This window comes from Arthrobacter sp. Z5-13 (assembly GCF_056499105.1).
On the sequence record NZ_CP096460.1, the window covers coordinates 4,514,508 to 4,535,887 of the forward strand.

Genomic DNA, 21,380 nt, shown 5'->3' on the forward strand with positions numbered 1-21,380 from the left:
GATGTCCCTTTCTATGCCCGCAAGGTGATGCGGGCCACTAAATGAATGCCATTCATTTAAACGAACTATAGCGCGTTCCGGCGCGCCCCGGAAGGGAGCGGATGGAATAATGCTGGGAAACCCTCCCGAGAAAGGTCAGTAATGCCGGCATCCACGCGCGCCTCCGGAGAGGCTCCCCTGCCGGCAGTAGTAGAGCGCCGCAGAGCCGGTCGACCCTCGTCGGCCGTTCTGGACAAGGCGGGAATTACGGCCGCGGCGCTGAAGCTGATCGAAAAAAACGGCTACGACGGCCTGACAATGGCCGCGCTGGCCCGCTCTTTGAATGTCGCGCCCTCCGCCCTTTATAACCACGTCACCTCCAAGGACGACGTACTGCTGCTCGTGGAGGATCACCTTGCGGCCCTGGTGGATGTCTCATCTTTTGGCAAGGAGCGATGGGAAGAAGCCGTGCGGCAGTGGGCATGGAGCTACCGTGATGTTTTCGCGCGGCACACACCCCTGATTCCGGTCATCGCAGTGCTGCCAGTGACGGATGCCCCGCAGACCCTGGCAATGTATGAAACGGTAAGCGCAGGGTTCAGCAACGCCGGCTTCCCATCGGAACAAATCATCCCGGCCATCGTCGCTTTGGAATCATTCATCTTCGGCTCGGCCTATGACGTCACTGCACCCGCAGACATCTTCAATCCCGGGGACATGGCTGGCAGCACTCCTAATTTCGCTGGCGCAGTGGAGAGTCTGGCGCGGTTAAGCCATGAAAGACCCGCCGATGTGGCCTTCACGCTGGGTCTCGATGCGCTGATCAGCGGGCTTGGAGCGCTGCGCCGGTAAGCACTGTGCGGGCGTATGGGTGAATCGAAGCAAAGAAACGCGGAATAACTTATGTTACAAGTCTTATGCTTGTACTATAAGTACTAGGCAACGCCGCCTGCACTTCAGCGCCAAGGGAGAACCATGAGCAGCATCGATCTCATCCGTCACGTCAAACTTTCGACGGCCAGCCTGCCATTGGCAGTTCCGATCAGTGACGCCAAAGTATTTACCGGACGGCAGAAGCCCATGACAGAAGTGGTTTTCCTGTTCGCCGAAGTACTGACTGAACAGGGCCACACCGGTTTCGGCTTCAGCTATTCCAAGCGTGCCGGGGGCCCTGCCCAGTATGCGCACGCCAAGGAAGTTGTGCAGGGAGTCATCGGTGAGGACCCCAACGACATCGGCAGGATCTATACCAAGTTGCTTTGGGCAGGCGCTTCGGTGGGCCGCTCCGGAGTGGCCACCCAAGCACTGGCCGCGATCGACGTCGCGCTCTACGACCTCAAGGCCAAGCGCGCAGGATTGCCCCTTGCCAAGCTCCTGGGCTCCTACCGTGACTCGGTGCGGACCTACAACACGTCAGGAGGGTTCCTCAACGCCACCCTTGACGAGGTCAAGGCCCGGGCAACCCAGTCGCTCGAGGAAGGAATAGGGGGCATCAAGATCAAGGTCGGACTTCCGGATTCTGCAGAAGATCTGCGCCGCGTTGCAGGAGTCCGTGACCACCTGGGCTGGGACGTCCCGCTTATGGTGGATGCCAACCAGCAATGGGACCGAGCCACCGCCTTGCGGATGGGCAGGCGGCTGGAGGAATTCGATCTGGTCTGGATCGAAGAACCTCTTGATGCCTACGACTTCCAAGGACATGCCCAACTCGCCCAGGCCTTGGACACGCCCATCGCAACAGGCGAAATGCTGGCCTCAGTGGCTGAACACAAAGCGCTGATGACCGCCAACGGCTGTGACATCATCCAACCCGACGCTCCCCGGGTAGGGGGCATCACCCAGTTCCTGCGCCTTGCTGCCCTCGCAGACGAACGCGGACTTGGGCTGGCCCCGCACTTTGCCATGGAGATCCACCTCCACCTGGCGGCGGCCTATCCGGTTGAGCCCTGGGTTGAACACTTCGACTGGCTGGATCCGCTCTTCAATGAACGCCTTGAGACCAAAAACGGCAGAATGCTGGTTCCCGACCGTCCCGGCCTCGGCGTTACCCTGAGCGACCAGGCACGTGCCTGGACCACCGATTCGGTGGAAGTTGGCGCGTAATCTTGGGTTCATGAGCCGAAACCTGACCGCCGATCTCGCAGCGGACCTACGGAACCGCATTGTCGAGGGGACAATTCAGCCCGGAGATAAACTGCCAAGCGAAAACACACTGATCGGCGAGTTCGGTGTGAGCAGGACTGTGGTGCGGTCCGCCTTGACCCGGCTCCAGGCCGAGGGACTGGTGGAGACCGAACGCGGGCGTGGCAGTTTTGTCCTGACGCCTCCAATCGCGGGGCCGTCCGCTACCCCTGGCAGCCGGCCTGTGGCCACGTTGGAGGACCGACTGCATCTGCTCGAGTTCCGGATGGGGGTAGAAAGTGAAAGCGCGGCCCTTGCAGCCAAGAACCGGAGTGAGCGTCAACTGAAGGCTGTTCAGGGTTCACTCGAAGAATTCATATCCAATTCAGGTCATCCCGCCCATGCCATGAAATCCGACTACGGCTTCCATCGGGCCATCGCAGCAGCAACGGGCAATCCCTATTACTCCGAGTGCCTAACCAACCTGGGCCAGACCATGATCGCCATGCCGCGAACAAGGCTGGTCACTGGAGCCGAAGATTTTGCCCGTGACCACTTTGAGCAGGTGACACAGGAGCACAGGTCCATCTATGCGGCCATTGCTGAGCAGGATGAGCCCGGTGCTGCTGCAGCAATGCGCAACCACCTGGTGAACTCGCGACGCCGGTTGGTCGCCTCCCAGCGCGGTGCGACCGCCTGATTCGAGCCAGGTCCCAACCCGGAATCAGGCTAAACGCAAAGAACCCCGGTCCTAAGACCGGGGTTCTTATTTGCGTGCGCGAGGGGGGATTTGAACCCCCACGCCCTTTCGGACACTGGCACCTGAAGCCAGCGCGTCTGCCGTTCCGCCACTCGCGCGCAACTTCTTTCAGCGGTTGACTGTCCAATATCAGGACCATCACCTGCGTAAAAGCAGCGAGATCAAGCATAACGGACGATCCCGGTAAAACGCGAATCGCCTCCTTACCGTTCACCGGGGTACCTTGCGCCAGCACCGCCGTCGAAAGTCCGGTGACGTGCTCCCCAAGAGTCTCCATGCATGGCCGGGACGAACTATTCTGGCGGTGTGGGCGTTGTGGATTAAGGTCATTCACAGCCGTGCCCAGTAGTATCTGATGTAGGAGTGCCTGCGCCCTGCATGCCCTCCGGGTATGAACTTGTGCGTTGTCAACTGTGTTCGAAGTGCGTGAGCTGCTCGGCAGCCGTCAGGAAAGGAGAGGGACCATGGGATTGCTGGACAAAGTCGAGCGCGGCATTGAAAAGGCCGTCCGCGGTGTCTTCTCCACCGGTTCCCGGGCCCAAGTGGAGCCTGTGGAAATTGCGAGCCGCCTGCGTCGCGAAGTCGATCACAAGGCCATCACCATTGCCGCCGGACGCACGCTTGCCCCCAACGTTTTCGACGTCAAGCTCAGCGACGACGACTTCGTCAGGGCCCAGGAATGGGGTACGCCCCTCGCCGAGGAACTCTGTGACGTAGTCATCGCGCATGTTCGCAGCCAGGGGTATACGCTCCAGGGTCCAGTGCGGATTTCTTTCCAGCGCGACGACGCCCTGCGGGCGGGAGACTTTGAGATCGGCTCTAAAACGGAGAAGTCCACAGGTGCACCCGCTGCCCCGCCGCCTCCGCGCAACAATCTTCCGGCAGCTCCAGCACGGCAACCCGTCCGGATGCAGCCTGTCCTGGACATTGACGGCCAGCGCTATTCCCTCAATGCAGCTTCAATTGTGCTCGGCCGTTCATCGGAAGCCGATATCCTCATCGACGACACAGGCGTTTCCCGCCGCCATCTGGAAGTCCGCACTACCAGGGGCGTAACCGAAGCTGTGGACCTGGGGTCAACCAATGGCAGTTACGTCAACGGACACAAGGTGGCAGGTAGCGTGGAACTGACCGACGGCTCAACCATCACGATGGGACGGACCAAAATTGTCTTTCGCCTCCTGCCCGCTAACACCGGTGGTCGCGCGTGAATGATGTTAGTGACCTGACCATCACAGTCCTTCGTTTCGGCTTTCTTCTGCTGCTCTGGGTCCTTATCTTCAGCATCGTCGCCGCAATGCGTCGTGATCTTATGATCGGCAAGAAGGCCGCGACAGGTGTTCCCACAGCACGCCAGGTCCGTCGAAATCCGAACCTGGCCGACTCCACACCCCCACCCGTAAAGCAGCAGGCACGGCAACTGGTAGTCACGGAGGGCCCGCTCAAGGGCCGCACCATTCCCCTCGCGGCCAGCCCTATTCTGTTGGGGCGCGCTCAGGAAGCAACCCTGGTTCTTGAGGACGACTACGCCTCGGGCCGGCATGCACGGCTGTTCCCGCAAGGAAGCCGCTGGTTCATCGAGGACCTCGGCTCCACCAACGGTACATATCTGGCTGACCAACAACTCACCCGGGCTCTTCCGGTTGAGATTGGCGTCCCCGTGAGAATCGGCAAGACGGTTATTGAATTGAGGCCATAACCATGGCCGCCCCGGACGTTCCCGCAGACAAGGCAATCGCCTCGAAGCGGCCCCTCATCATGCGTTACGCAGCCCGCTCGCATGTCGGTCGGGTGCGGGCAAAAAACGATGATTCCGCCTACGTGGGCCGCCATCTCGCTGTTGTGGCAGACGGAATGGGCGGCCACGCAGGAGGCGACGTAGCGTCCGCGGCTACCGTGCTGGACATGATCCACCTTGATCAGGACACCTATGAGGAGGACGCCACCACCGTCCTGGCAGATGAGATCCAAACGGCAAACTCGCTGCTGTCCGAACTCGTCCACATGAATCCAAAGCTTGCCGGTATGGGCACCACCGTGACGGCTTTGCTGTTGGCGGAAGGCAAACTGCACTTCGCCCACATCGGTGATTCGCGTGCCTACAGGCTGCGCGATGGTGTCTTTGAACAGGTCAGCGTCGACCACACTTTCGTCCAGCGGTTGATCGATGAAGGCCGGCTGAAGCCCGAAGAAGCAGAAACCCACCCCCACAAGAACGTCCTGATGCGCGTGCTGGGCGACGTCGACGCCAGCCCCGAACTCGATCTTGATGCTTTGGACGTCCAGCCGGGAGAACGCTGGCTGCTCTGCTCTGATGGGCTGAACTACGTTGCAGGCCACGTTGTTGAACGAACCGTGCGCGAGACAAAAAGCCTCCGCGAATGCGCGGACAACCTTGTTGATCTGACCCTCGAAGCAGGATCCCCGGACAACGTCACCGTAGTGATGTTGGAAATAGCGGAGGAAACGCTCGACGACGTCAGTACCGCCGCCGTCGACATCGTCCCGCCAGGTGACGCCAAGGCCGAGACCATCTCGGCCACCGTCGCGGAGGATGCTGGGCCGCAGCGGAGCGCCGGATCCGCACCTGCAAACCCCGGCTCCACCCGCGCAGTCCTCCCGGACCGCGACGACGCCGATGCCGGCTCCCGCCCTCCGGGGGGAGCAGCTCCTGGCAATGAACAGGCCGGTGATGACGAGTCAGACGATCCCGGGGCCGACACTGATCCGGCCCTCGGAGAGCACCTTTCAGCAGAGGTCTTGAAGGAAGAACTTGCCAGCAGGCCGCATGAACTCGTGGGAGCTGCTGCCACTGCGGCTGAGACTGGATCGATTCCATCCATTGCAGGGCGTACTGTCGCCCGTCGCGCTGCCACTGTCCTTACCCACAAATCCGACCAGGCACGAGACGACTACGAGGATTACCGCTCGTCATATCGGCCGCGGCGGTGGCTTAGCATGGCGGTTGCCGTGGTTGTCCTTGTTTTACTTGGCGTTGGTCTCTGGCTAGGGTACGCCTGGACTCAAACCCGCTACTACATCGGGGAGTATGACCAGCGCGTGGCCATCTATAACGGCGTCTCCCAGCGCTTGGGCCCAATCCAGCTCTCCACCCTCGAAGCGGTAACTGAGATCCCTATGTCCTCCCTGCCTGAATTTTCCCAACAGCGCGTCCGCCAGACCGTACCTGCGCGTGACCTCTATGATGCGCAGCGGATCGTGAAGAACCTGGAGGAAACCGGGACCACGTCACCTTCTGAAGCGTGCCCTTCACCGCCAGCCGGCGCAGCGCCTTCAGGCACTCCTGGTGCAACAGGCCCCGCCCCAAGTCCCACGGCGTCGCCGGCACCCACACCGGCGCCCACCCAGTCACCTTCTGTTTCGCCGGGACAGAACGCCCAGAACTGCGAGGTGGTGAAATGACGAAAACAGATGGAGCCCCCAAGCCCCGCCGCAATGTAGAACTTCTGCTCTTGCTTCTGGCGTTATCCGTGGGAATCGGCGCAAATGCTCTGGTCGGCGTTGATCAGGAGAAGGCATTCGACTCCGATTTCTGGTTCCAGTCAAGCCTGTTGGCCGTAGCAGCCCTGGTTTTTCATGCGGTTCTCCGTTTCCGAGCAAAGTATGCCGACCCGGTAATACTTCCCCTCGTGGTTGCACTCAACGGCCTTGGCCTTGCCATGATCCATCGCTTGGACGGTCCGGATTCTGAGACCGGAAATGACCAACTCCGTTGGACCTTGGTTGCCATGGCCGTCGCCGTCGCCGTTATCTGGTTTTTGAAGGATCACCGCATCCTGCGGCGCTTCACCTATATCTCCCTTGCAGTAAGTGCCTTGTTGCTTATCCTTCCACTCATTCCCGGGATCTCCGCTGGTGAAATTCTTGGAGCTCGCGTGTGGATCCGGCTTGGGCCTTGGACTTTCCAGCCTGGCGAGATTGCCAAAATAACCCTGGCCATATTCTTCGCCGGCTATCTTTCCTCCAACAGGGACCTCATCCTTTTGGCAGGCCGCAAAATAGGTCCCCTGCAGTTTCCCCGCTTCAAAGACATGGGCCCCATGATCACCGCTTGGCTGGTCAGTATTGGTGTTCTGATCTTCCAGCGGGACCTCGGCTCATCCGTGCTGTTCTTCGGACTCTTCATCGTCATGATCTATGTGGCCACCAGCCGCGTCAGCTGGGTAGTCATTGGTGTCGGCCTTATCCTTGGCGGCGGGTTCGTTGCCTCCCGGGTGTTCTCCCACGTGGGGCTCCGCATCGACGGGTGGCTCAACGCCTTCACTCCAGATGTCTATGAGCGCCAGTTCGGTGGCAGCCGTCAGATCGTTCAAGGACTCTTCGGAATGGCCAACGGTGGCTTGGTCGGCACGGGGCTGGGCCAGGGACGTCCCGACACCGTTCCCTTTGCCAACAGCGACATGATCATCGCCTCATTCGGTGAGGAACTGGGACTCATTGGCCTCTTCGCGATTGTTTTGATGTACCTGTTGCTCTTCACCCGCGGCTTCCGGGCTGCGTTGGGTACCCGCGACGCCTTCGGAAAGCTGCTGGCGTGCGGCTTGTCCTTCGCCATTGCCTTGCAGTGTTTCGTGGTTATTGGCGGCGTTACGCGGCTAATACCGCTGACCGGCTTGACCACTCCGTTCCTGGCGGCGGGCGGATCCTCCCTGCTGGCGAACTGGATCATTGTGGGCCTGCTTCTGATGATTTCCCACACGGCACGAAGCCCTGTTGACACCACGCCCCTTCCTCCGGGAACCGAAACGGGCACCCGCCAGGCTGTCCCAGCCATCCCTGGGCAACCCGGGTCCCCGACCCCCCGACGGACCACACAAATCCGGACTGACTCCCAAACTGAGGCGGTGCAGCAACTGTGAACCAGGCCATTCGACACTCATGGATCGCCGCTGTGGCGATGTTTGCCCTCATTTTTGGCGCCGTCAGCTATGTACAGGTGGTCGGCGCCGATGAACTCAAGGCAAACCCGCTGAACAGCCGGGTCCTCCTTCAGAACTTCTGCAACGACCGCGGAGCCATCATCGTGGGCGGCAGCCCGATTGCCCAGTCCGTGGAAGGCTCAGAAAGCTGCCAGTTCCAGCGGACCTACACGCAACCTGAACTCTATGCGGGGATCACAGGGTTCTTCTCCAGGAGCTTTGGCGTCACGGGACTCGAAAAAGGCCTGAGCCAAGAACTGGCGGGGAGTTCGGACCAACTGTTCCTCGACAGGGTGGGCCAGCTTTTTCTTGGCAACCAACCCAAGGGTGCCTCCGTGGAATTGACCCTTGATCCCGCGATCCAGAAACTTGCTTACGACCTCATTCCGGACGGTCAACGTGGCTCAATCGTGGTGACCAATCCGAAGACAGGGGACATCATCGCCATGGTGTCCAAGCCCTCCTACGATCCCAACCTTATTGCCACCCAGAACAATGCTGCTGCTGAAGCGAACATCAATGAGCTGAACAAGGTTCCGGGAATCAACCTGAACCAGAGTGTCAGCGGCCCCACCGGTGCCCTGCTCGCGCCAGGATCCGTGTTCAAGCTCGTGGACACCGCTGCCGCCCTCAGTTCCGGGAAGTACAACAAGGACAGTGTTCTCCCGAACCCGGCGGAGCTTTCTTTCCCTGGCATCGAGTACCGGCTGCCAAACTACGCCGGCGGCAGCTGCTATACCCAGGACACCGCAAGCTTTGCCTTCGCCCTGCAGCAGTCCTGCAACACTCCCTTTGCAAGCATTGCGCGAGATCTCGGCCGCGACGCCATTGCCCAACAGGCGGAGAAGTTTGGTTTCGGCGAGGAAATGGGCGATCAACTGAAACTCGACTACGACACTCAAGGCTTTCCCGATGACTTGGACGCCCCGGGGCTGGCTCAGTCTGCCATCGGGCAGCGGGACGTTCGGGCTACTCCGTTGCAAGTGGCGCTCATGACCAACGCCATTGCCAACGGTGGTGTACAGATGAAGCCAAACCTCATCAAAGCCCTCCGCTCGCCGGATCTTCGGGTTATCGATGAGCCGAAACCCGAGGTCTTGAGAACTTCCACCACGCCGGAAATCTCACGTCAGATTACCGAGTGGATGACCAGCGTGGTCAGCAACGGCATCGCCAGGGGCGCAGCGGTTCCGGGCGTCCAGGTGGCGGGCAAGACCGGCACCGCTGAGCTCGGTACCGATGGCTTGAACAACTCATGGTTTACCGGGTTCGCCCCGGCCAACGACCCGCAGGTGGCAGTCACTATCGTCATGCAAGACGTAGACATCACCACCGGCGCACAGCTAACCAGTCCGAATGCAAAGAAGATTTTTGAGGCGGTGTTGAATAAGTGAGGCCTACAACGGGAATCACCCTCGGCGGGCGGTTCCAGCTGACCACGCGTATTGCGATTGGCGGCATGGGAGAGGTCTGGAAAGCCAAAGACCTGATCCTTGGCCGCATCGTAGCCATCAAGGTACTCAAGGAGGAGTACACGGGCGACCCCGGTTTCCTCCAGCGCTTCCGCGCCGAGGCACGCCACACGGCCCTCCTGAATCACGTAGGCATCGCCAACGTCTTTGATTACGGTGAGGAGGAAGGCTCCGCCTACCTCGTCATGGAACTGGTACCCGGCCAGCCCCTGAGCAGCATCATCGAACATGAGCAAGTGCTCTCACCTGACCGCACACTGTCGATGATTGCCCAGACTGCCCGGGCTCTGGCCGTCGCCCATGACCAGGGCCTTGTGCACCGCGACATCAAGCCAGGAAACCTGCTCATCACCCCGGAGGGGCGGGTAAAAGTAACAGACTTCGGCATAGCCCGTCTGGCCGATCAGGTGCCGCTCACGCAGACAGGGCAGGTGATGGGCACTGCCCAGTACCTTGCCCCTGAGCAAGCCACCGGGCAGACAGCTACCGGATCGTCCGACATTTACTCCCTTGGCGTGATCGGATATGAGTGCCTGACGGGCCACCGGCCCTTCACTGGTGAGTCACAGATCGCCATTGCCCTGGCCCAGGTGAACGACGCCCCGCCGCCTCTTCCCGAGACCCTTTCGACGCCGGTGCGGGCGCTCCTGATGTCCATGCTTTCCAAGGATCCCAAGAACCGTCCTGCCAATGCCATCAAGCTGGCGGAGGCGGCGGAAGCGATCCGCAACGGCGACATCGCGGCAGCTCACGCGGCAGTGCCCGGAATGCTCCTGTTCGAAGCAACAACCGGCCCCATCACGGCACCCGTGGACATTCCCACTGCACCCACCGGCGTCATTGGCTCCAGCGCCGAACGGAACAGTTCGACGTCGACCTCCGCCTTGCCGGTTCTCGGCGCAGCTGCTGCAGGCGCAGCAGCAGGAGCCGCAGCCGCCAACGGCGAAGAGGGGGGAGCCCGGAACACCCTCTCGCGCGCGAATGCCCTTGCCGCAGAGCGGACCTGGATCCAGGAGGAGGAGTACGACGAGCCCGTAGATGAGCCTCAGCGTCGCGGGCGCAGCCCCTGGACATGGCCTTTGATCGCCCTCATTCTGTTGGTCCTTTTCGCGCTCATCGGATTCATCCTGACGCAGTCAGGCCTCTTATTCCCCCAACCGGCCGCCACCAGCTCTGCCCCATCGGTCAGTGCACCGACCAGCAGCACGCCCTCGCCCACCCGGACGGCGGCTTCACCCACGCCGAGTCCCACGCCCACACCGACCCAGAGCACGCCGGCCACCATCAACCTCATTCCGGACGCTTACAAGGGACGCCCTTATGACCAGGTACGGGCGGAGCTGATCGGACTTGGATTGACGGTCAAGGGTGAGGAGGTCTTCAACGATGCAGCCCCAGGCACAGTGACCGACATTAATCCGTCGGGACCGGTGCAGCCCGGCGAAACCATCACCGTGACCTACTCGAAGGGCCCGGAGATGCTGTCGGTTCCTGCCATCGGCGTCGGCAGCACCGAATCCCAGGTTCAGCAAGCCATACAGGCCGCCGGGCTGCGCTGGGCCAAGGGCGATGACGTGTCCGGATCTCCAACTCAACCCGCCAGAACCTTCGTCAGCTCCGACCCTGAGGCCGGGATGAAGGTACCCGCCGGATCCGTGGTGACCTATCACCTTTCCAAGCCTTTGGGATTGGGATCTCCTCCGACTACCAGCTCACCGGCTCCGTAGGCAGAGCAGAACCGTGTCAGACTCGCCCCGTATGCCGTCACACCGGGAGGATAGCCTCCCGGTGGATACTCAACGCGTCCTCAACGGCCGTTACGAACTCGGCGAGCTGATTGGCCGGGGCGGCATGGCGGACGTCTATCGCGGCGTCGATACCCGCTTGGGGCGAACCGTTGCAGTGAAACTCCTGCGGCCTGACTTGGCCAGGGATCCGCAGTTCCAGGCCCGTTTTAAGCGGGAGGCGCAGGCAGTCGCTGCTCTGAACCACTCTTCGATCGTTGCCATCTATGACACAGGCGAGCATGCAGTGCCGGGCGGTCCGGAAGACACCGTAAGGGTTCCCTACATCGTCATGGAGTACGTCTCGGGCAAGACCATCCGGGATCTCATCCGTGCCGGGGAAGTCACCATCGATCAAGCAATAGATTTCACCCTGGGCGTCCTGTCGGCTCTTGAATACAGCCACAAAGCGGGAATAGTCCACCGTGACATCAAGCCAGCTAACGTCATGTTCTGCACCAACTCCAACTCGGTCAAGGTCATGGACTTCGGTATTGCCCGCGCCATGGCGGACTCCTCGGCCACGATGACGCAAACACAGGCTGTAGTGGGAACAGCGCAATACCTGTCACCGGAACAGGCCCGTGGTGAAACGGTAGACGCACGCAGCGACCTGTATTCAGCAGGATGCCTCTTGTATGAAATGCTCGCCGGGCGGCCCCCGTTCATTGGAGACAGTCCAGTGTCCGTTGCTTACCAGCACGTCCGGGAAATTCCTGAGCCTGTCAGTACCCTCAACCCGGACGTCACTCCTGCCCTGGACACAGTTCTGGCCAAGGCACTCCAAAAGAACCGGGCGGATCGCTTTCAGGATGCTGCTGCCTTCCGTCGCGCCCTGCGGGCTGCGCGCAACGGCGTGGCCGTGCCCGATCTCCTGGCAAGTGAAGCGCCGACTGATCCGAACCACACGGTCCCGCTGACCGAGCGGGCGGTTGAGACCACAGCTCTGTCCCTCTCCGGCGCAAAGTTCCTGGATGAGTCGCCCAGCGGCAGGATCAGGCCTTTGAACGACACATCCGGAGAAGAAGGCGCGGTTTCGATCGGCGCTGCCGGAGCCTATGATTCACGTGGGGCGGCGGGACTGCCGCTTGGTTTTGAACCGGAGCGTGAGCGTACACCGCGGCAAAGGTCCCGCCGTCGGACATGGGTCGCCACTTTGATCATCTTCACCTTGTTGGTGCTCGCTGGCGGCGGCGCGTGGGTCTACAGCATTGTTAACCAGCCGCCACCTCCGGTGGTCAAAGTGGACATCCCGGCAGTGACTTCGCTGACTGAGTCTGAAGCACTGCAAAAGCTCTATGGCGCCGGCCTTAATCCACAAATAAAGCGGGTCCAGCACGACAGTATTGCCAAAGGGGTCGCGATCGGAACCGTTCCGGCGGCCGGGACGTCCTTGGATCCGGATTCAGATGTCATCCTGAACATCTCCGAGGGTCCCAGTGCCGTAAAGATCCCGGAGGGTCTGGCCGGGAGAACTGAAGCTGCGGTCCGCGACGTCCTCCGCCAATCCGGTCTGGTGGGGGCACCGGTTACCACCATGGCCAACAGCGCAACTATTCCAGCGGGCATCGTCATCACCACCAATCCTGCACCAGGCCAAGTGGTGGCAGTGGGCAGCACAGTGGAGGTGGTGGTCTCCACCGGCAAGGTTTCCATGCCGGAACTGCGGGGATTACCTAAAGCCGAGGCAGAGACTGCGTTGAAGAACCTCGGCCTGGTGATGGTGCTACGGGAAGTCGAAAACAGCCAGGTTGAACCCGGGCGCGTCACGGAGCAGAGCGACCCGCTGAACGCCCTGGTAGAGCAGGGCAAGGCCATAACGGTGACTGTGGCGAAAGCCCCGCCTCCACCACCACCCAGCCCTACGCCGTCGGCCACACCCTCCAAAAAGTAGGACCGTCTGCCGGCCTCAGTGCTTGATGAGCGGGCTCAATTTCCCGGCGCGAGCGGCTGCCCCTGTCATTCCCAATGACTCCAGCCAGTTCCCCAGCATCTGGTATCCGCCTTCTGTCAGAACAGACTCCGGATGGAACTGCACGCCGCTCAAAGGCGCCGTCCGGTGCCTAAGCCCCATGATCACACCAGTGGCCGTCTCAGCGGTGATTTCGAGGACCTCCGGAATGGTCCCTCGTACCGCTGCCAGGGAGTGGTAGCGGGTGGCCGTGACCGGAGAGGGCAGACCCAAAAACACGTCGGTCCCGTGGTGCTCCACCAGCGAGGTCTTTCCGTGCATCAACTCAGGGGCATGGGTCACTGTTCCGCCGTACGCTTCGGCGAGGGCCTGATGACCCAGACACACTCCGAACATGGGCTTGCTCTGACCTCCGCACCATTTGATCAGTTCGATGCAGACGCCCGCCTCAGCTGGGGTGCCCGGCCCGGGGGAGACCAGTACGCCGTCGCGGCTTTCAGCCAGCTCGATAGCTTCGGCGAGGGTGACGTCGTCGTTTCGGACCACCGTGGTTTCCGCGCCCAGCTCCTGGAGATAACCAACCAGGGTGTAAACGAAGCTGTCGTAGTTGTCTACGACCAGGATTTTGGTAGTCATGGCTGGGTTACTGAACCAATCGTTGAGTCGGTGAATTGGGTGAACTGGGAGAGCCAGGGAAACAGGAACTGGACCATCAGCACCACAGCGGCGGCGGCAAGCACCAGCGACGTCAGGATGCGCAGCCAAAGGGGCCCGGGAAGATGGCGGAATATCCAGCCGTACATACTTAGCCCTCCCCGCGGGCTTTGGCCACCTGCGCGGCTATTTCCGCCGGCGGTCCTGCCGAGGCCGGTTGCCATCGTTCGAGCACCGAATAAGCAATGATGCGCTCTTGTGCGCCGAAGCGTGGGTTGCAGCTGGTCATGGTCAGGAAGCTTTCAGTCGGGGTCGCCGCGGGCTGGGCTGGTACCGGGAGGAGCACATCCGTGCTCGTGGGCAGCACCACCTGGTTGTTACGGAACACGTAGACGTAGTATCCGTCCTTGGTCTGGACGTAGATCTTGTCCCCGGGCACCAGCGTATGGATGTTATCCAGCACCGCTCCGTGGGTTTGCCGGTGACCCGCCACCGCAAAGTTGCCCACCGCTCCCGGCATGGACGTGTTCTTGTAATGGCCCAGTCCCAAAGTATCCAGGACATCCGTTGAGGTGCCTTGGACGATGGGCCGGGTGTAGTCGGCTCCAAAGCGGGGCACGTACATGATTCCGATTGTTCCGCCGTGACTTGGAGGCTGCGAGACCACAGGCGGCCCATAGTCTGCGGGATTGGATGGGGCCGGGGACACCGGAGTGGGCGGTCCCAGTTCCTGGACGAAGTTCTTTATTGCTTCACTCTGTTTGGCGTCGGACTCAACGTTGGTCCACCATAGTTGCCAAGCCACGAACAGCAGCAGAATGACCCCCGCCGTAATGAGCAGCTCACCCAGGACTTGAACAGCCGTGCGGAGAACACCGGCGCGCGGCAGTTGCACAGCAACGCGCGTCTCCTTCTCCTGCAGCAGCACTGATTCTCCCCTTCGGCGTGAGCGGCGGCACCGGCTCCGGCTGAATTGCAGCTAGAATTGGCTGCTAGTAAGAATTCAGACGTGACCAAGAGGGCACTGACCGCCGGCATTTCCTCATTGCAGGATACCAAGCCAGGGGCGCCACTCTTGATTCAGCCCGCCAAGGAGGACCCGTGCCCGAGTCGAAGCCACGCAAGAGGACTGCAGCCACGGCACAGCCGGCTGCAGCGCAGGCCTATAAGCCAAACCCCGTCTGGTTCAAGCCGGTCATGTTCGGCCTGATGATCATTGGGTTGCTCTGGATCATCACTTACTACATCAGCGAAGGCGCTTTTCCTGTACGCGAGTGGGAGTCCTGGAACATTGTCGCGGGATTTGGCATCGCCATCCTCGGCTTCCTTATGACCACTCGCTGGCGTTCCTGAACACCTAAGGTGTCAGTCCGCTCCCTTTCGACGGTGAGCTGAAGGGGCGGGGGCTGAAGCATGACTGCTGAAGGAAACGGCACCGTCATCGGCGACGACGGACTGGCGCGACCCCCGTGGGCGGCCAGTGATCCGCTGCTGCGGGAGTATTACGACACCGAATGGGGACTCCCTGTTCGTGATGAGCAAGGGCTGTATGAGCGCATCAGCCTGGAAGCCTTTCAGGCCGGTCTTTCCTGGGCCACTATTCTCCGGAAACGTCCCGCATTCCGCGCAGCGTTCCATGACTTCCACCCCGAGACTGTGGCTGTTTTCACCGATGACGACGTCGAACGGCTGCTACTGGATCCCGGAATCGTCCGGAACAGGATGAAGATCCGGGCAGCTATCACCAATGCCCAGGCCACCATCGCATTGAGGCCCGACGGCGGGTTGGTGAATTTTGTGTGGAGCTTCCAGCCCGCAACCACCCCCATGCCCAAGACCTTCGGGGAGATCGCCGCAACGTCCCCCGAATCCATCGCCCTCTCCAAGGCACTCCGCAGGCGTGGATTTGTTTTCGTTGGACCAACCACCATGTACGCCCTGATGGAAGCCATCGGGATGATCGATACCCATCTTGTGGATAGCCACAGAAGAGGATCATCCGGCATCTGGAGCTCATAGCCACTGCTAGCCGCAGTCCTCTAGCGGTGGCGGTGAACGTCCAGCTACCCATGTGGGCAAAGTTATCCACAGTGTGCATAAGCTCCAGCCACCGGTGACGCCGGCCCCTCGCTACAAGCCACAGCTCTGAAGATCCTTACGGAATCACATTTCTGTAAGTTATTAACACTGTGGATTTACCTGTGGATATCCGCGGGGCTGCTGAAAATCTCCATTTCGCCATGCCATAGGCGGATCTCATCCACACAGGTTCCACAAAGTTATCCACAGATGGGGATAACGTCTCCTGTTACCCGCTACTGATCTCTCGTTTCCGCTCATTCGCAAGGAATACCGGGAAGCAGATGGCTGCCGCGTTATTAACACCTGTGCATAATCCTGTGGATTTGGACGCTGTTGAGATCCCTGAGGGCACAAATTGGACTCTGGGACCGGGAAAAGTTGTCCACTTAACAACAATCGGAGCCTTCCCACTTATCCACAGCTGGGGACAAAGTGCGATCCCAATCGTGGAAAAAGGCCTGCACCGGCCTTGTGGCTTCCCGGAACACGTGAACTACAGCCGTGTAAGTTACTCACAGTGTGGATAAGTCCTGTGGATAAAGTTCCACGAACCACGGATGCGCCTTCCTGCGGACAGTGGCATCACAGTTCCGAGGTGATTGCCGCCGGATGGTGAAGGGCATAGAAAACCCCCGGTGGCCTTGGGCCACCGGGGGACGGGTACGTAGTAAGTAGTTCGAACTAAGCTGCTGCCACCCGGAACCAGGACAGGGCCACCAGAGCCACAAGCACCAGCACAAGCCCAGCGGCCTGGAGTAGCCCCCGCCGTTTGCCTTTGGGTGCATACGCAACAGCAGCGGCGCAGGCGGCACCCGTCACGAGTCCACCCAGGTGGGCCTCCCAAGCGATGCCGGGGACAATGAATCCAATGGCTCCGTTGATCGCGATTAAGACCCAGAGCTGCCTGGTATCACCTCCGCGATGCCTCTGAACCACCAGCATGGCGCCGAAGAGGCCAAAGATTGCGCCGGAAGCACCAATCACTCCAACGCCGCCCTGACCGGGAATGTAAGGAGGGGTAAGCAGCAGATAGCCGACGGAACCGCCGACAGCGGAGAGGAGGTAGATGGCCAGGAATCGGGCCCGGCCGAGCAGTGGTTCAAGCGCTTGGCCGAACATCCACAGCATGTACATGTTCAGCACAATGTGGAGGACAAATCCCTGGGAGTGCAGGAAAGCCGCGGTCAGCATCCGCCATGGTTCAAACTGGCCAGACTCGGGGGTGACGAATCCATTGGCGAACGCCAGCTTCTGGAAGATCCAATCGCTGGGAATCACCCATTGGAGAACGTACATCAACGCGCAAAGGGCGATGATTCCGAACGTCACTAACGGGCGGCCTGTGGCAACCGCGCCGCCATAAACGGTCCTGACCCCCGGCGTCGCCCGTGCTGCTTCGTTGACGCAGTCAACGCATTGGAACCCGACGGCGGCCGACCGCTGGCACTCCGGACACGCAGGCCGGCCGCAGCGCTGGCACCTGACGTAGGAAGGCCTGTCCGGATGCCTGGGGCAAACCGGTATCTGTGCGGACGGCTCGGCCGCCGGTATTCCGTAACTCATGGGAGCTGAATCAGAGCTGTTCGATGTCGATGCTGTTGATGGTGACGTCCTCGACGGGGCGGTCACCCATGCCGGTACGGACACCCTCGATTGCGTCAACGACCCTCTTTGATTCCTCATCAGCCACTTCACCGAAGATGCTGTGCTTGCCCTGCAACCAGTCGGTGGGAATGGTGGTGATGAAGAACTGCGAGCCGTTGGTGCCCTTGCCCATCTGGATTCCCGCGTTGGCCATGGCCAGCTTGTAGGGCCCGTTGAACGTCAGCTCGGGGTGGATTTCGTCGTCGAACTTGTAACCCGGTCCGCCCACGCCGCGTCCCAGGGGATCGCCGGCCTGGATCATGAAATCCTTGATGATGCGGTGGAAGATGGTGCCGTTGTACAGCGGGGTACCGGTCTTGTCCTCACCGGTTTCGGGGTGCGTCCAGGGCTGCTCGCCCGTTGCCAGTCCAACAAAGTTCTTGACGGTCTTTGGCGCGTGGTTGCCGAAGAGGTTGACGACGATGTCGCCGAGGCTCGTGTGAATGGTTGCTTTTGCAGTTGCGATGGCAGTCATAAAGCCATTCTTCCACGGTGGGTACGGGTGCAAAGAGTCTGGACAGGAGTTCCGCGCTGGGTGAAATCCATCCGAATTGCCGCTGAAGAATAGCCGGTGAGGTTCAATCCACGTAGGCTAACGAAAGAACCGCCACATTAATCGGGAGGTAGTTGTGAAGAAATCGGATCGTATTGCCCGCGACGTGGAGCACTCAGTGAGCTCCGCAGTAGAGAATGCCAAGGACTGGGCCGGCCCCCGCGTGGAGGCTGCGGTGGACTGGGCAGTTCCCCGCCTGCAGCATGGCATTGACACCGCCTCTCCCAAGATTCAGGAAGGGTTGAAGTCGGCGGCCCATAACCTGGCCGACGGCGTTGCCACCGTCACGCCCCGTATCCAGGATGGCTTGGCCACATTGGCGCCGAAGATCCATGACGTAGTAGAGGGCGCCACTCCGCGGCTTCACGAGGCTCTGGATAAGGCCACCCCGGTTATTGCCAACGCCCGCGATCGCGTTGTAGTGGAATACCTGCCGCGACTTTCAGACCAGATCGGCCAGGCATCCGACGTCGTCCATCGCACGTTGGAAAATGCTCCGGCACGTGTTGACGCAGTGGCACAGAAGCTCGGTGACGTGGGAATTGTCCATACCATCCAGGAGCAGGCACAGACCACCGGCAACCAGCTGAAGGCCGCCGCTGCTGAAGCGACGCGCGCCGTCACGAAGGAAAAGGCTGCAGCCCCGAAGTCGAAGAACCGCGGTTTGCTGATCTTCGGGGTAATTGCCGCGGCCGTAGCAGCAGGTGTAGCAGCCTGGAAGGCCTCCAAGCCCGTGGAAGATCCTTGGAAGACGCCCACACCGGTTGGCACCACTCCGGTGACACCGGCTCCGGTTCCTGCGACGTCAGTGGGGGATGCCCTTGCTGATGGCAAGCACGCAGCAACCGGTGTGGTCGCAGATACGGGTGAGAAAGTTGCGGACACCGCTGACAAGGCAGCCGATTCGTCAAGCGGCGTTGCCTCCGCCGCCGGTGACGCAGTCGAAGCTGCCAAGGACGCCAGTGCAAAGGTGGCCACGGATGCCAAGACTGCTGTGAAGAACATCGCCGCCAGCCGGAACAACGGAATTAATGAAGCGGAAAAACCCGCTGAGAAGTAACTGACGCTGCCCCACAACGGGTTGAAAATGGGGAAGGGCTCCGCCGAGGCGGGGCCCTTTCTGCGCTCGGATGGAGTGCGGTACCGGCTGAGGACAACTTCATCGGTGCTAAATTTGAACTGATGTCACCCGAAAAAGCCCCCGAGGATACCTCGAACGCTGACCCCCTGCCGAGCGTTTCCATTGTTATCCCGGCCTTCAACGAGGAGAGCGTTATACGGCAATGCCTGATCGCGGCCGTATACCAGTCTGTTCCGGCGGACGAAATCATCGTGGTGGACAACAAGTCCAAGGACCGCACTGCCAAGATTGTCCGGCAGATGCAGCTTGAATATCCCGAAAGTCCCATCATCCTGTTGAGCCAACACAAGGAACAGGGCCTCATCCCCACCAGGAATTTCGGACTGGATCACGCCCGAAGTGACATTCTGGGCCGTATTGATGCGGACTCCGTCCTCGAGCCCGACTGGGTGGAGCAGGTTCAAAAGGCGTTCAAGGACCCCTCCGTCCAGGCTGCCACTGGCCCCGTGGTTTACTACGACATGCCAATGCGCCGCTTCGGGCTCAAGGCTGATGACAAAATGCGCCAACTAATGCTCAAGCTGGCAAAACACCAGTACCACTTCCTCTTTGGATCCAACATGGCCATGCGCCGTTCGGCCTGGGAAACCATCCGGGAAGAGACCTGCCGCGACGAAAAAGACGAGATGCACGAGGACATCGACCTTTCGCTCCACCTGGCCGACCACGAACTCAAGGTTCAGTATTGGCCCCAGATGGTGTCAGGAATGTCGGCCCGTCGCTTGGAAGATTCACCCCGGGACTACCGCTACTACGTGACGCGCTTCGACCGCACCTATAAAGCGCACAACGTGAAGAAAATGGCTTTGAAGGCTCCCATGGTGGTGTTTTTCTCGGTCTATTTCCCGGCTAAGCTGCTGCGCGCGATCCACACGGTTAATACCTCACAGCCTAAGAGCCGCGGGGGCCAATAGCCCTTCCCGGGAACCAGCTGATCAGTCTGTTCCAAGCTCGGCGAGCCGCGGGACTGCTTTCCGGGCCGAGTTGCGCTGTCCAGCGACTACGACTGCCAGACCCACCAGAATCAGAGCCAGGCCGGCGTAAGTGCCCGCGGGCAGGGTCTCCGCCAGGAACACGGCTGCCAGCAAAGCCGCGCCCGGGATCTCGAGCAGGATGATCATGGATACCAACAGTGGACTCATGGTGGCCAGCAAATGGTTGAACGCCGTGTGGCCCACCAGTTGCGCGCATACGGTGATGGCCGCAATACCGAGCCAGCCTGCAGCTTCGAACCCAATGAGGGGTTGGCCGGATAACAACGCCAGTACGGCTACCAGGGCGGCACACATTCCATAGCAGAGTGTCGTGTACGAGCCAGTGGTCATGGTCTGCCGGGCCTTGCCTCCCGCAAGGGTGTACAGGCCTGCCAGCGCACCTCCAGCCACCGCCAGCAGGTCTCCTGTCAGCGCCTCCGGTGAACTTCCCATATCGAATCCGGTGATGGCTACAACTCCGACAAAGGCAATCGCCAACCCCGCCAGCACAGTCCAGCTGTGTCTGATTCCGCGGAACAGCTGAAAGACCGCAATCCAGGCGGATTGCAGGCAGACGAGGGCTGTGGCAGCGGCCACCGATGTCAGTTGGAGGGAAGTGATGAAGCAGGCGAAGTGCAGGGCCAGGGCAACTGCGGCAATAAGGCACCACTGGAACTCGGACGCCCTGACACGCCCCAGCTCGCGCGGGTCCAGGATCACTACCGGAGCCACCATGACAGCAGCACCGATTGCATTACGCCAGAAAGCAATAGCGAGGGCACTGACAGTCGTGGCACCAAGGGTCGCTGCAATGAGCGGCCCTGAGGAGGCTACACCCAGCACCCCAAGAGCCGCGATAAGAAAGGTCACTTGCCCACTTTAGTCCGGCCAGTCCTGGCGGAACGGTTAAAACAACGAATCCCGGCCATTGCTGGCCGGGACTCATTTCTTATGGTGGAGGCACGGGGACTCGAACCCCGAACCCCCTGCTTGCAAAGCAGGTGCGCTACCAATTGCGCCATGCCCCCATAAGAAGCAACCCGTCAATCATACCCTAGTTCCAGGAAGCCTTTTGCCAACTTCCAGGCCGGGCGTCCTTGCTAGTCAACCGTATCGGTGGACTCGCTCCAGACTGTTTTCCGGGCTTCGGATTCCTGCACTTTCCTGTAGAGCAGGACGCCTGCGACCGCCGCTGCAACAACCAGCAACTTCTTCACATGCACCCCGATCCGATCCAGTTTCACCTGAATCTTTCCTTGAACCTGTGCAGGTTCCGTGGGCGTACCAGGACTTGAACCTGGGACCTCTTCGTTATCAGCGAAGCGCTCTAACCGCCTGAGCTATACGCCCCGATGCCTCATCGG

21 protein-coding genes and 3 tRNA genes are annotated in these 21,380 nt (G+C 60.6%); 14 read left to right on the forward strand and 10 right to left on the reverse strand.

Annotated elements, in window-relative coordinates:
- Positions 1–141 precede the first annotated feature (141 nt).
- The 3 genes from M1E02_RS21095 (at position 142) to M1E02_RS21105 (ending at position 2,800) form a co-directional block, all read left to right on the forward strand.
- Positions 142–831: a TetR family transcriptional regulator gene (locus tag M1E02_RS21095; protein ID WP_479376117.1), complete on the forward strand. Its 690-nt coding sequence runs from the start codon at positions 142–144 to the stop codon at positions 829–831.
- 123 nt (positions 832–954) lie between these two features.
- Positions 955–2,082, forward strand: a complete 1,128-nt coding sequence (locus M1E02_RS21100; RefSeq protein WP_479376118.1) for an L-talarate/galactarate dehydratase — start codon at positions 955–957, stop codon at positions 2,080–2,082.
- A 10-nt stretch (positions 2,083–2,092) separates the two neighbouring features.
- Positions 2,093–2,800: a FadR/GntR family transcriptional regulator gene (locus M1E02_RS21105; RefSeq protein ID WP_479376119.1), complete on the forward strand. Its 708-nt coding sequence runs from the start codon at positions 2,093–2,095 to the stop codon at positions 2,798–2,800.
- Between the two features lie 75 nt (positions 2,801–2,875).
- Here M1E02_RS21105 and M1E02_RS21110 read toward each other — a convergent pair.
- A tRNA-Leu gene (locus M1E02_RS21110) sits at positions 2,876–2,958 on the reverse strand.
- A 366-nt stretch (positions 2,959–3,324) separates the two neighbouring features.
- Here M1E02_RS21110 and M1E02_RS21115 point away from each other — a divergent pair.
- Genes M1E02_RS21115 through pknB form a run of 7 tightly spaced genes read left to right on the forward strand, consistent with a single transcriptional unit; the run spans position 3,325 to position 12,950 of the window.
- On the forward strand, positions 3,325–4,071 hold the full coding sequence (locus M1E02_RS21115; RefSeq protein ID WP_479376120.1) for an FhaA domain-containing protein: 747 nt from the start codon (positions 3,325–3,327) through the stop codon (positions 4,069–4,071).
- The gene (locus M1E02_RS21120) at positions 4,068–4,559 is read left to right on the forward strand and encodes an FHA domain-containing protein FhaB/FipA (protein ID WP_479376121.1); all 492 of its coding nucleotides are present in this window, start codon (positions 4,068–4,070) and stop codon (positions 4,557–4,559) included. The genes M1E02_RS21115 and M1E02_RS21120 overlap by 4 nt, the downstream gene beginning before the upstream one ends.
- 2 nt (positions 4,560–4,561) lie before the next feature.
- Positions 4,562–6,283, forward strand: a complete 1,722-nt coding sequence (locus tag M1E02_RS21125; RefSeq protein WP_479376122.1) for a PP2C family protein-serine/threonine phosphatase — start codon at positions 4,562–4,564, stop codon at positions 6,281–6,283.
- Complete coding sequence (locus tag M1E02_RS21130; protein WP_479376123.1) at positions 6,280–7,740, forward strand: FtsW/RodA/SpoVE family cell cycle protein; 1,461 nt, start codon at positions 6,280–6,282, stop codon at positions 7,738–7,740. Before M1E02_RS21125 ends, M1E02_RS21130 begins: the two co-directional genes overlap by 4 nt.
- The gene (locus M1E02_RS21135; protein ID WP_479376124.1) at positions 7,737–9,194 is read left to right on the forward strand and encodes a peptidoglycan D,D-transpeptidase FtsI family protein; all 1,458 of its coding nucleotides are present in this window, start codon (positions 7,737–7,739) and stop codon (positions 9,192–9,194) included. The genes M1E02_RS21130 and M1E02_RS21135 overlap by 4 nt, the downstream gene beginning before the upstream one ends.
- On the forward strand, positions 9,191–10,999 hold the full coding sequence (locus M1E02_RS21140) for a protein kinase domain-containing protein (protein ID WP_479376125.1): 1,809 nt from the start codon (positions 9,191–9,193) through the stop codon (positions 10,997–10,999). Before M1E02_RS21135 ends, M1E02_RS21140 begins: the two co-directional genes overlap by 4 nt.
- Before the next feature lie 31 nt (positions 11,000–11,030).
- Complete coding sequence (gene pknB, locus M1E02_RS21145) at positions 11,031–12,950, forward strand: Stk1 family PASTA domain-containing Ser/Thr kinase (RefSeq protein ID WP_479378241.1); 1,920 nt, start codon at positions 11,031–11,033, stop codon at positions 12,948–12,950.
- A 15-nt stretch (positions 12,951–12,965) separates the two neighbouring features.
- On the opposite strand, the gene M1E02_RS21150 is transcribed toward pknB, so the two are convergent.
- Genes M1E02_RS21150 through M1E02_RS21160 form a run of 3 tightly spaced genes read right to left on the reverse strand, consistent with a single transcriptional unit; the run spans position 12,966 to position 14,550 of the window.
- Complete coding sequence (locus M1E02_RS21150) at positions 12,966–13,604, reverse strand: anthranilate synthase component II (protein WP_479376126.1); 639 nt, start codon at positions 13,602–13,604, stop codon at positions 12,966–12,968.
- Positions 13,601–13,771 (reverse strand): hypothetical protein, encoded by a 171-nt coding sequence (locus M1E02_RS21155; protein WP_247041681.1) that lies wholly within the window; start codon positions 13,769–13,771, stop codon positions 13,601–13,603. Before M1E02_RS21155 ends, M1E02_RS21150 begins: the two co-directional genes overlap by 4 nt.
- 2 nt (positions 13,772–13,773) lie before the next feature.
- Positions 13,774–14,550 carry a class E sortase gene (locus M1E02_RS21160; protein WP_479376127.1) on the reverse strand — a complete coding sequence of 259 codons (777 nt, stop codon included), beginning with the start codon at positions 14,548–14,550 and terminating at the stop codon, positions 13,774–13,776.
- Between the two features lie 173 nt (positions 14,551–14,723).
- Between M1E02_RS21160 and M1E02_RS21165 the strand changes: the two genes are divergently transcribed.
- Together M1E02_RS21165 and M1E02_RS21170 are read left to right on the forward strand one after the other, a co-directional pair.
- On the forward strand, positions 14,724–14,975 hold the full coding sequence (locus M1E02_RS21165) for a cell division protein CrgA (RefSeq protein ID WP_479376128.1): 252 nt from the start codon (positions 14,724–14,726) through the stop codon (positions 14,973–14,975).
- Between the two features lie 60 nt (positions 14,976–15,035).
- Complete coding sequence (locus M1E02_RS21170) at positions 15,036–15,641, forward strand: DNA-3-methyladenine glycosylase I (protein WP_479376129.1); 606 nt, start codon at positions 15,036–15,038, stop codon at positions 15,639–15,641.
- A gap of 744 nt (positions 15,642–16,385) precedes the next feature.
- Here the strand turns inward: M1E02_RS21170 and M1E02_RS21175 are convergent.
- The gene (locus tag M1E02_RS21175; RefSeq protein ID WP_479376130.1) at positions 16,386–17,267 is read right to left on the reverse strand and encodes a rhomboid family intramembrane serine protease; all 882 of its coding nucleotides are present in this window, start codon (positions 17,265–17,267) and stop codon (positions 16,386–16,388) included.
- Positions 17,268–17,277: 10 nt separating this feature from the next.
- The gene (locus M1E02_RS21180) at positions 17,278–17,823 is read right to left on the reverse strand and encodes a peptidylprolyl isomerase (protein WP_479376131.1); all 546 of its coding nucleotides are present in this window, start codon (positions 17,821–17,823) and stop codon (positions 17,278–17,280) included.
- Between the two features lie 154 nt (positions 17,824–17,977).
- Between M1E02_RS21180 and M1E02_RS21185 the strand changes: the two genes are divergently transcribed.
- On the forward strand, positions 17,978–18,961 hold the full coding sequence (locus M1E02_RS21185) for a hypothetical protein (RefSeq protein ID WP_479376132.1): 984 nt from the start codon (positions 17,978–17,980) through the stop codon (positions 18,959–18,961).
- Positions 18,962–19,083: 122 nt separating this feature from the next.
- On the forward strand, positions 19,084–19,956 hold the full coding sequence (locus tag M1E02_RS21190) for a glycosyltransferase family 2 protein (protein ID WP_479376133.1): 873 nt from the start codon (positions 19,084–19,086) through the stop codon (positions 19,954–19,956).
- 21 nt (positions 19,957–19,977) lie between these two features.
- Here M1E02_RS21190 and M1E02_RS21195 read toward each other — a convergent pair whose 3' ends face one another.
- From M1E02_RS21195 to M1E02_RS21210, 4 genes are all read right to left on the reverse strand, one after another.
- Positions 19,978–20,886 carry a DMT family transporter gene (locus M1E02_RS21195; RefSeq protein ID WP_479376134.1) on the reverse strand — a complete coding sequence of 303 codons (909 nt, stop codon included), beginning with the start codon at positions 20,884–20,886 and terminating at the stop codon, positions 19,978–19,980.
- Positions 20,887–20,968: 82 nt separating this feature from the next.
- A tRNA-Ala gene (locus tag M1E02_RS21200) sits at positions 20,969–21,044 on the reverse strand.
- A 72-nt stretch (positions 21,045–21,116) separates the two neighbouring features.
- A complete protein-coding gene (locus tag M1E02_RS21205; RefSeq protein WP_479376135.1) occupies positions 21,117–21,260 on the reverse strand; it encodes a DLW-39 family protein in 144 nt (47 codons plus the stop codon).
- A gap of 32 nt (positions 21,261–21,292) precedes the next feature.
- A tRNA-Ile gene (locus M1E02_RS21210) sits at positions 21,293–21,366 on the reverse strand.
- Positions 21,367–21,380: the final 14 nt, after the last annotated feature.

Coding starts and splice junctions, on each gene's coding strand:
- M1E02_RS21190 (WP_479376133.1), top strand. CDS start 19,084: ATGTCACCCGAAAAAGCCCCCGAGGATACCTCGAACGCTGACCCCCTG.
- M1E02_RS21175 (WP_479376130.1), bottom strand. CDS start 17,267: ATGAGTTACGGAATACCGGCGGCCGAGCCGTCCGCACAGATACCGGTT.
- M1E02_RS21170 (WP_479376129.1), top strand. CDS start 15,036: ATGACTGCTGAAGGAAACGGCACCGTCATCGGCGACGACGGACTGGCG.
- M1E02_RS21125 (WP_479376122.1), top strand. CDS start 4,562: ATGGCCGCCCCGGACGTTCCCGCAGACAAGGCAATCGCCTCGAAGCGG.
- M1E02_RS21115 (WP_479376120.1), top strand. CDS start 3,325: ATGGGATTGCTGGACAAAGTCGAGCGCGGCATTGAAAAGGCCGTCCGC.
- M1E02_RS21095 (WP_479376117.1), top strand. CDS start 142: ATGCCGGCATCCACGCGCGCCTCCGGAGAGGCTCCCCTGCCGGCAGTA.
- M1E02_RS21155 (WP_247041681.1), bottom strand. CDS start 13,771: ATGTACGGCTGGATATTCCGCCATCTTCCCGGGCCCCTTTGGCTGCGC.
- M1E02_RS21180 (WP_479376131.1), bottom strand. CDS start 17,823: ATGACTGCCATCGCAACTGCAAAAGCAACCATTCACACGAGCCTCGGC.
- M1E02_RS21150 (WP_479376126.1), bottom strand. CDS start 13,604: ATGACTACCAAAATCCTGGTCGTAGACAACTACGACAGCTTCGTTTAC.
- M1E02_RS21100 (WP_479376118.1), top strand. CDS start 955: ATGAGCAGCATCGATCTCATCCGTCACGTCAAACTTTCGACGGCCAGC.
- pknB (WP_479378241.1), top strand. CDS start 11,031: ATGCCGTCACACCGGGAGGATAGCCTCCCGGTGGATACTCAACGCGTC.
- M1E02_RS21130 (WP_479376123.1), top strand. CDS start 6,280: ATGACGAAAACAGATGGAGCCCCCAAGCCCCGCCGCAATGTAGAACTT.
- M1E02_RS21105 (WP_479376119.1), top strand. CDS start 2,093: ATGAGCCGAAACCTGACCGCCGATCTCGCAGCGGACCTACGGAACCGC.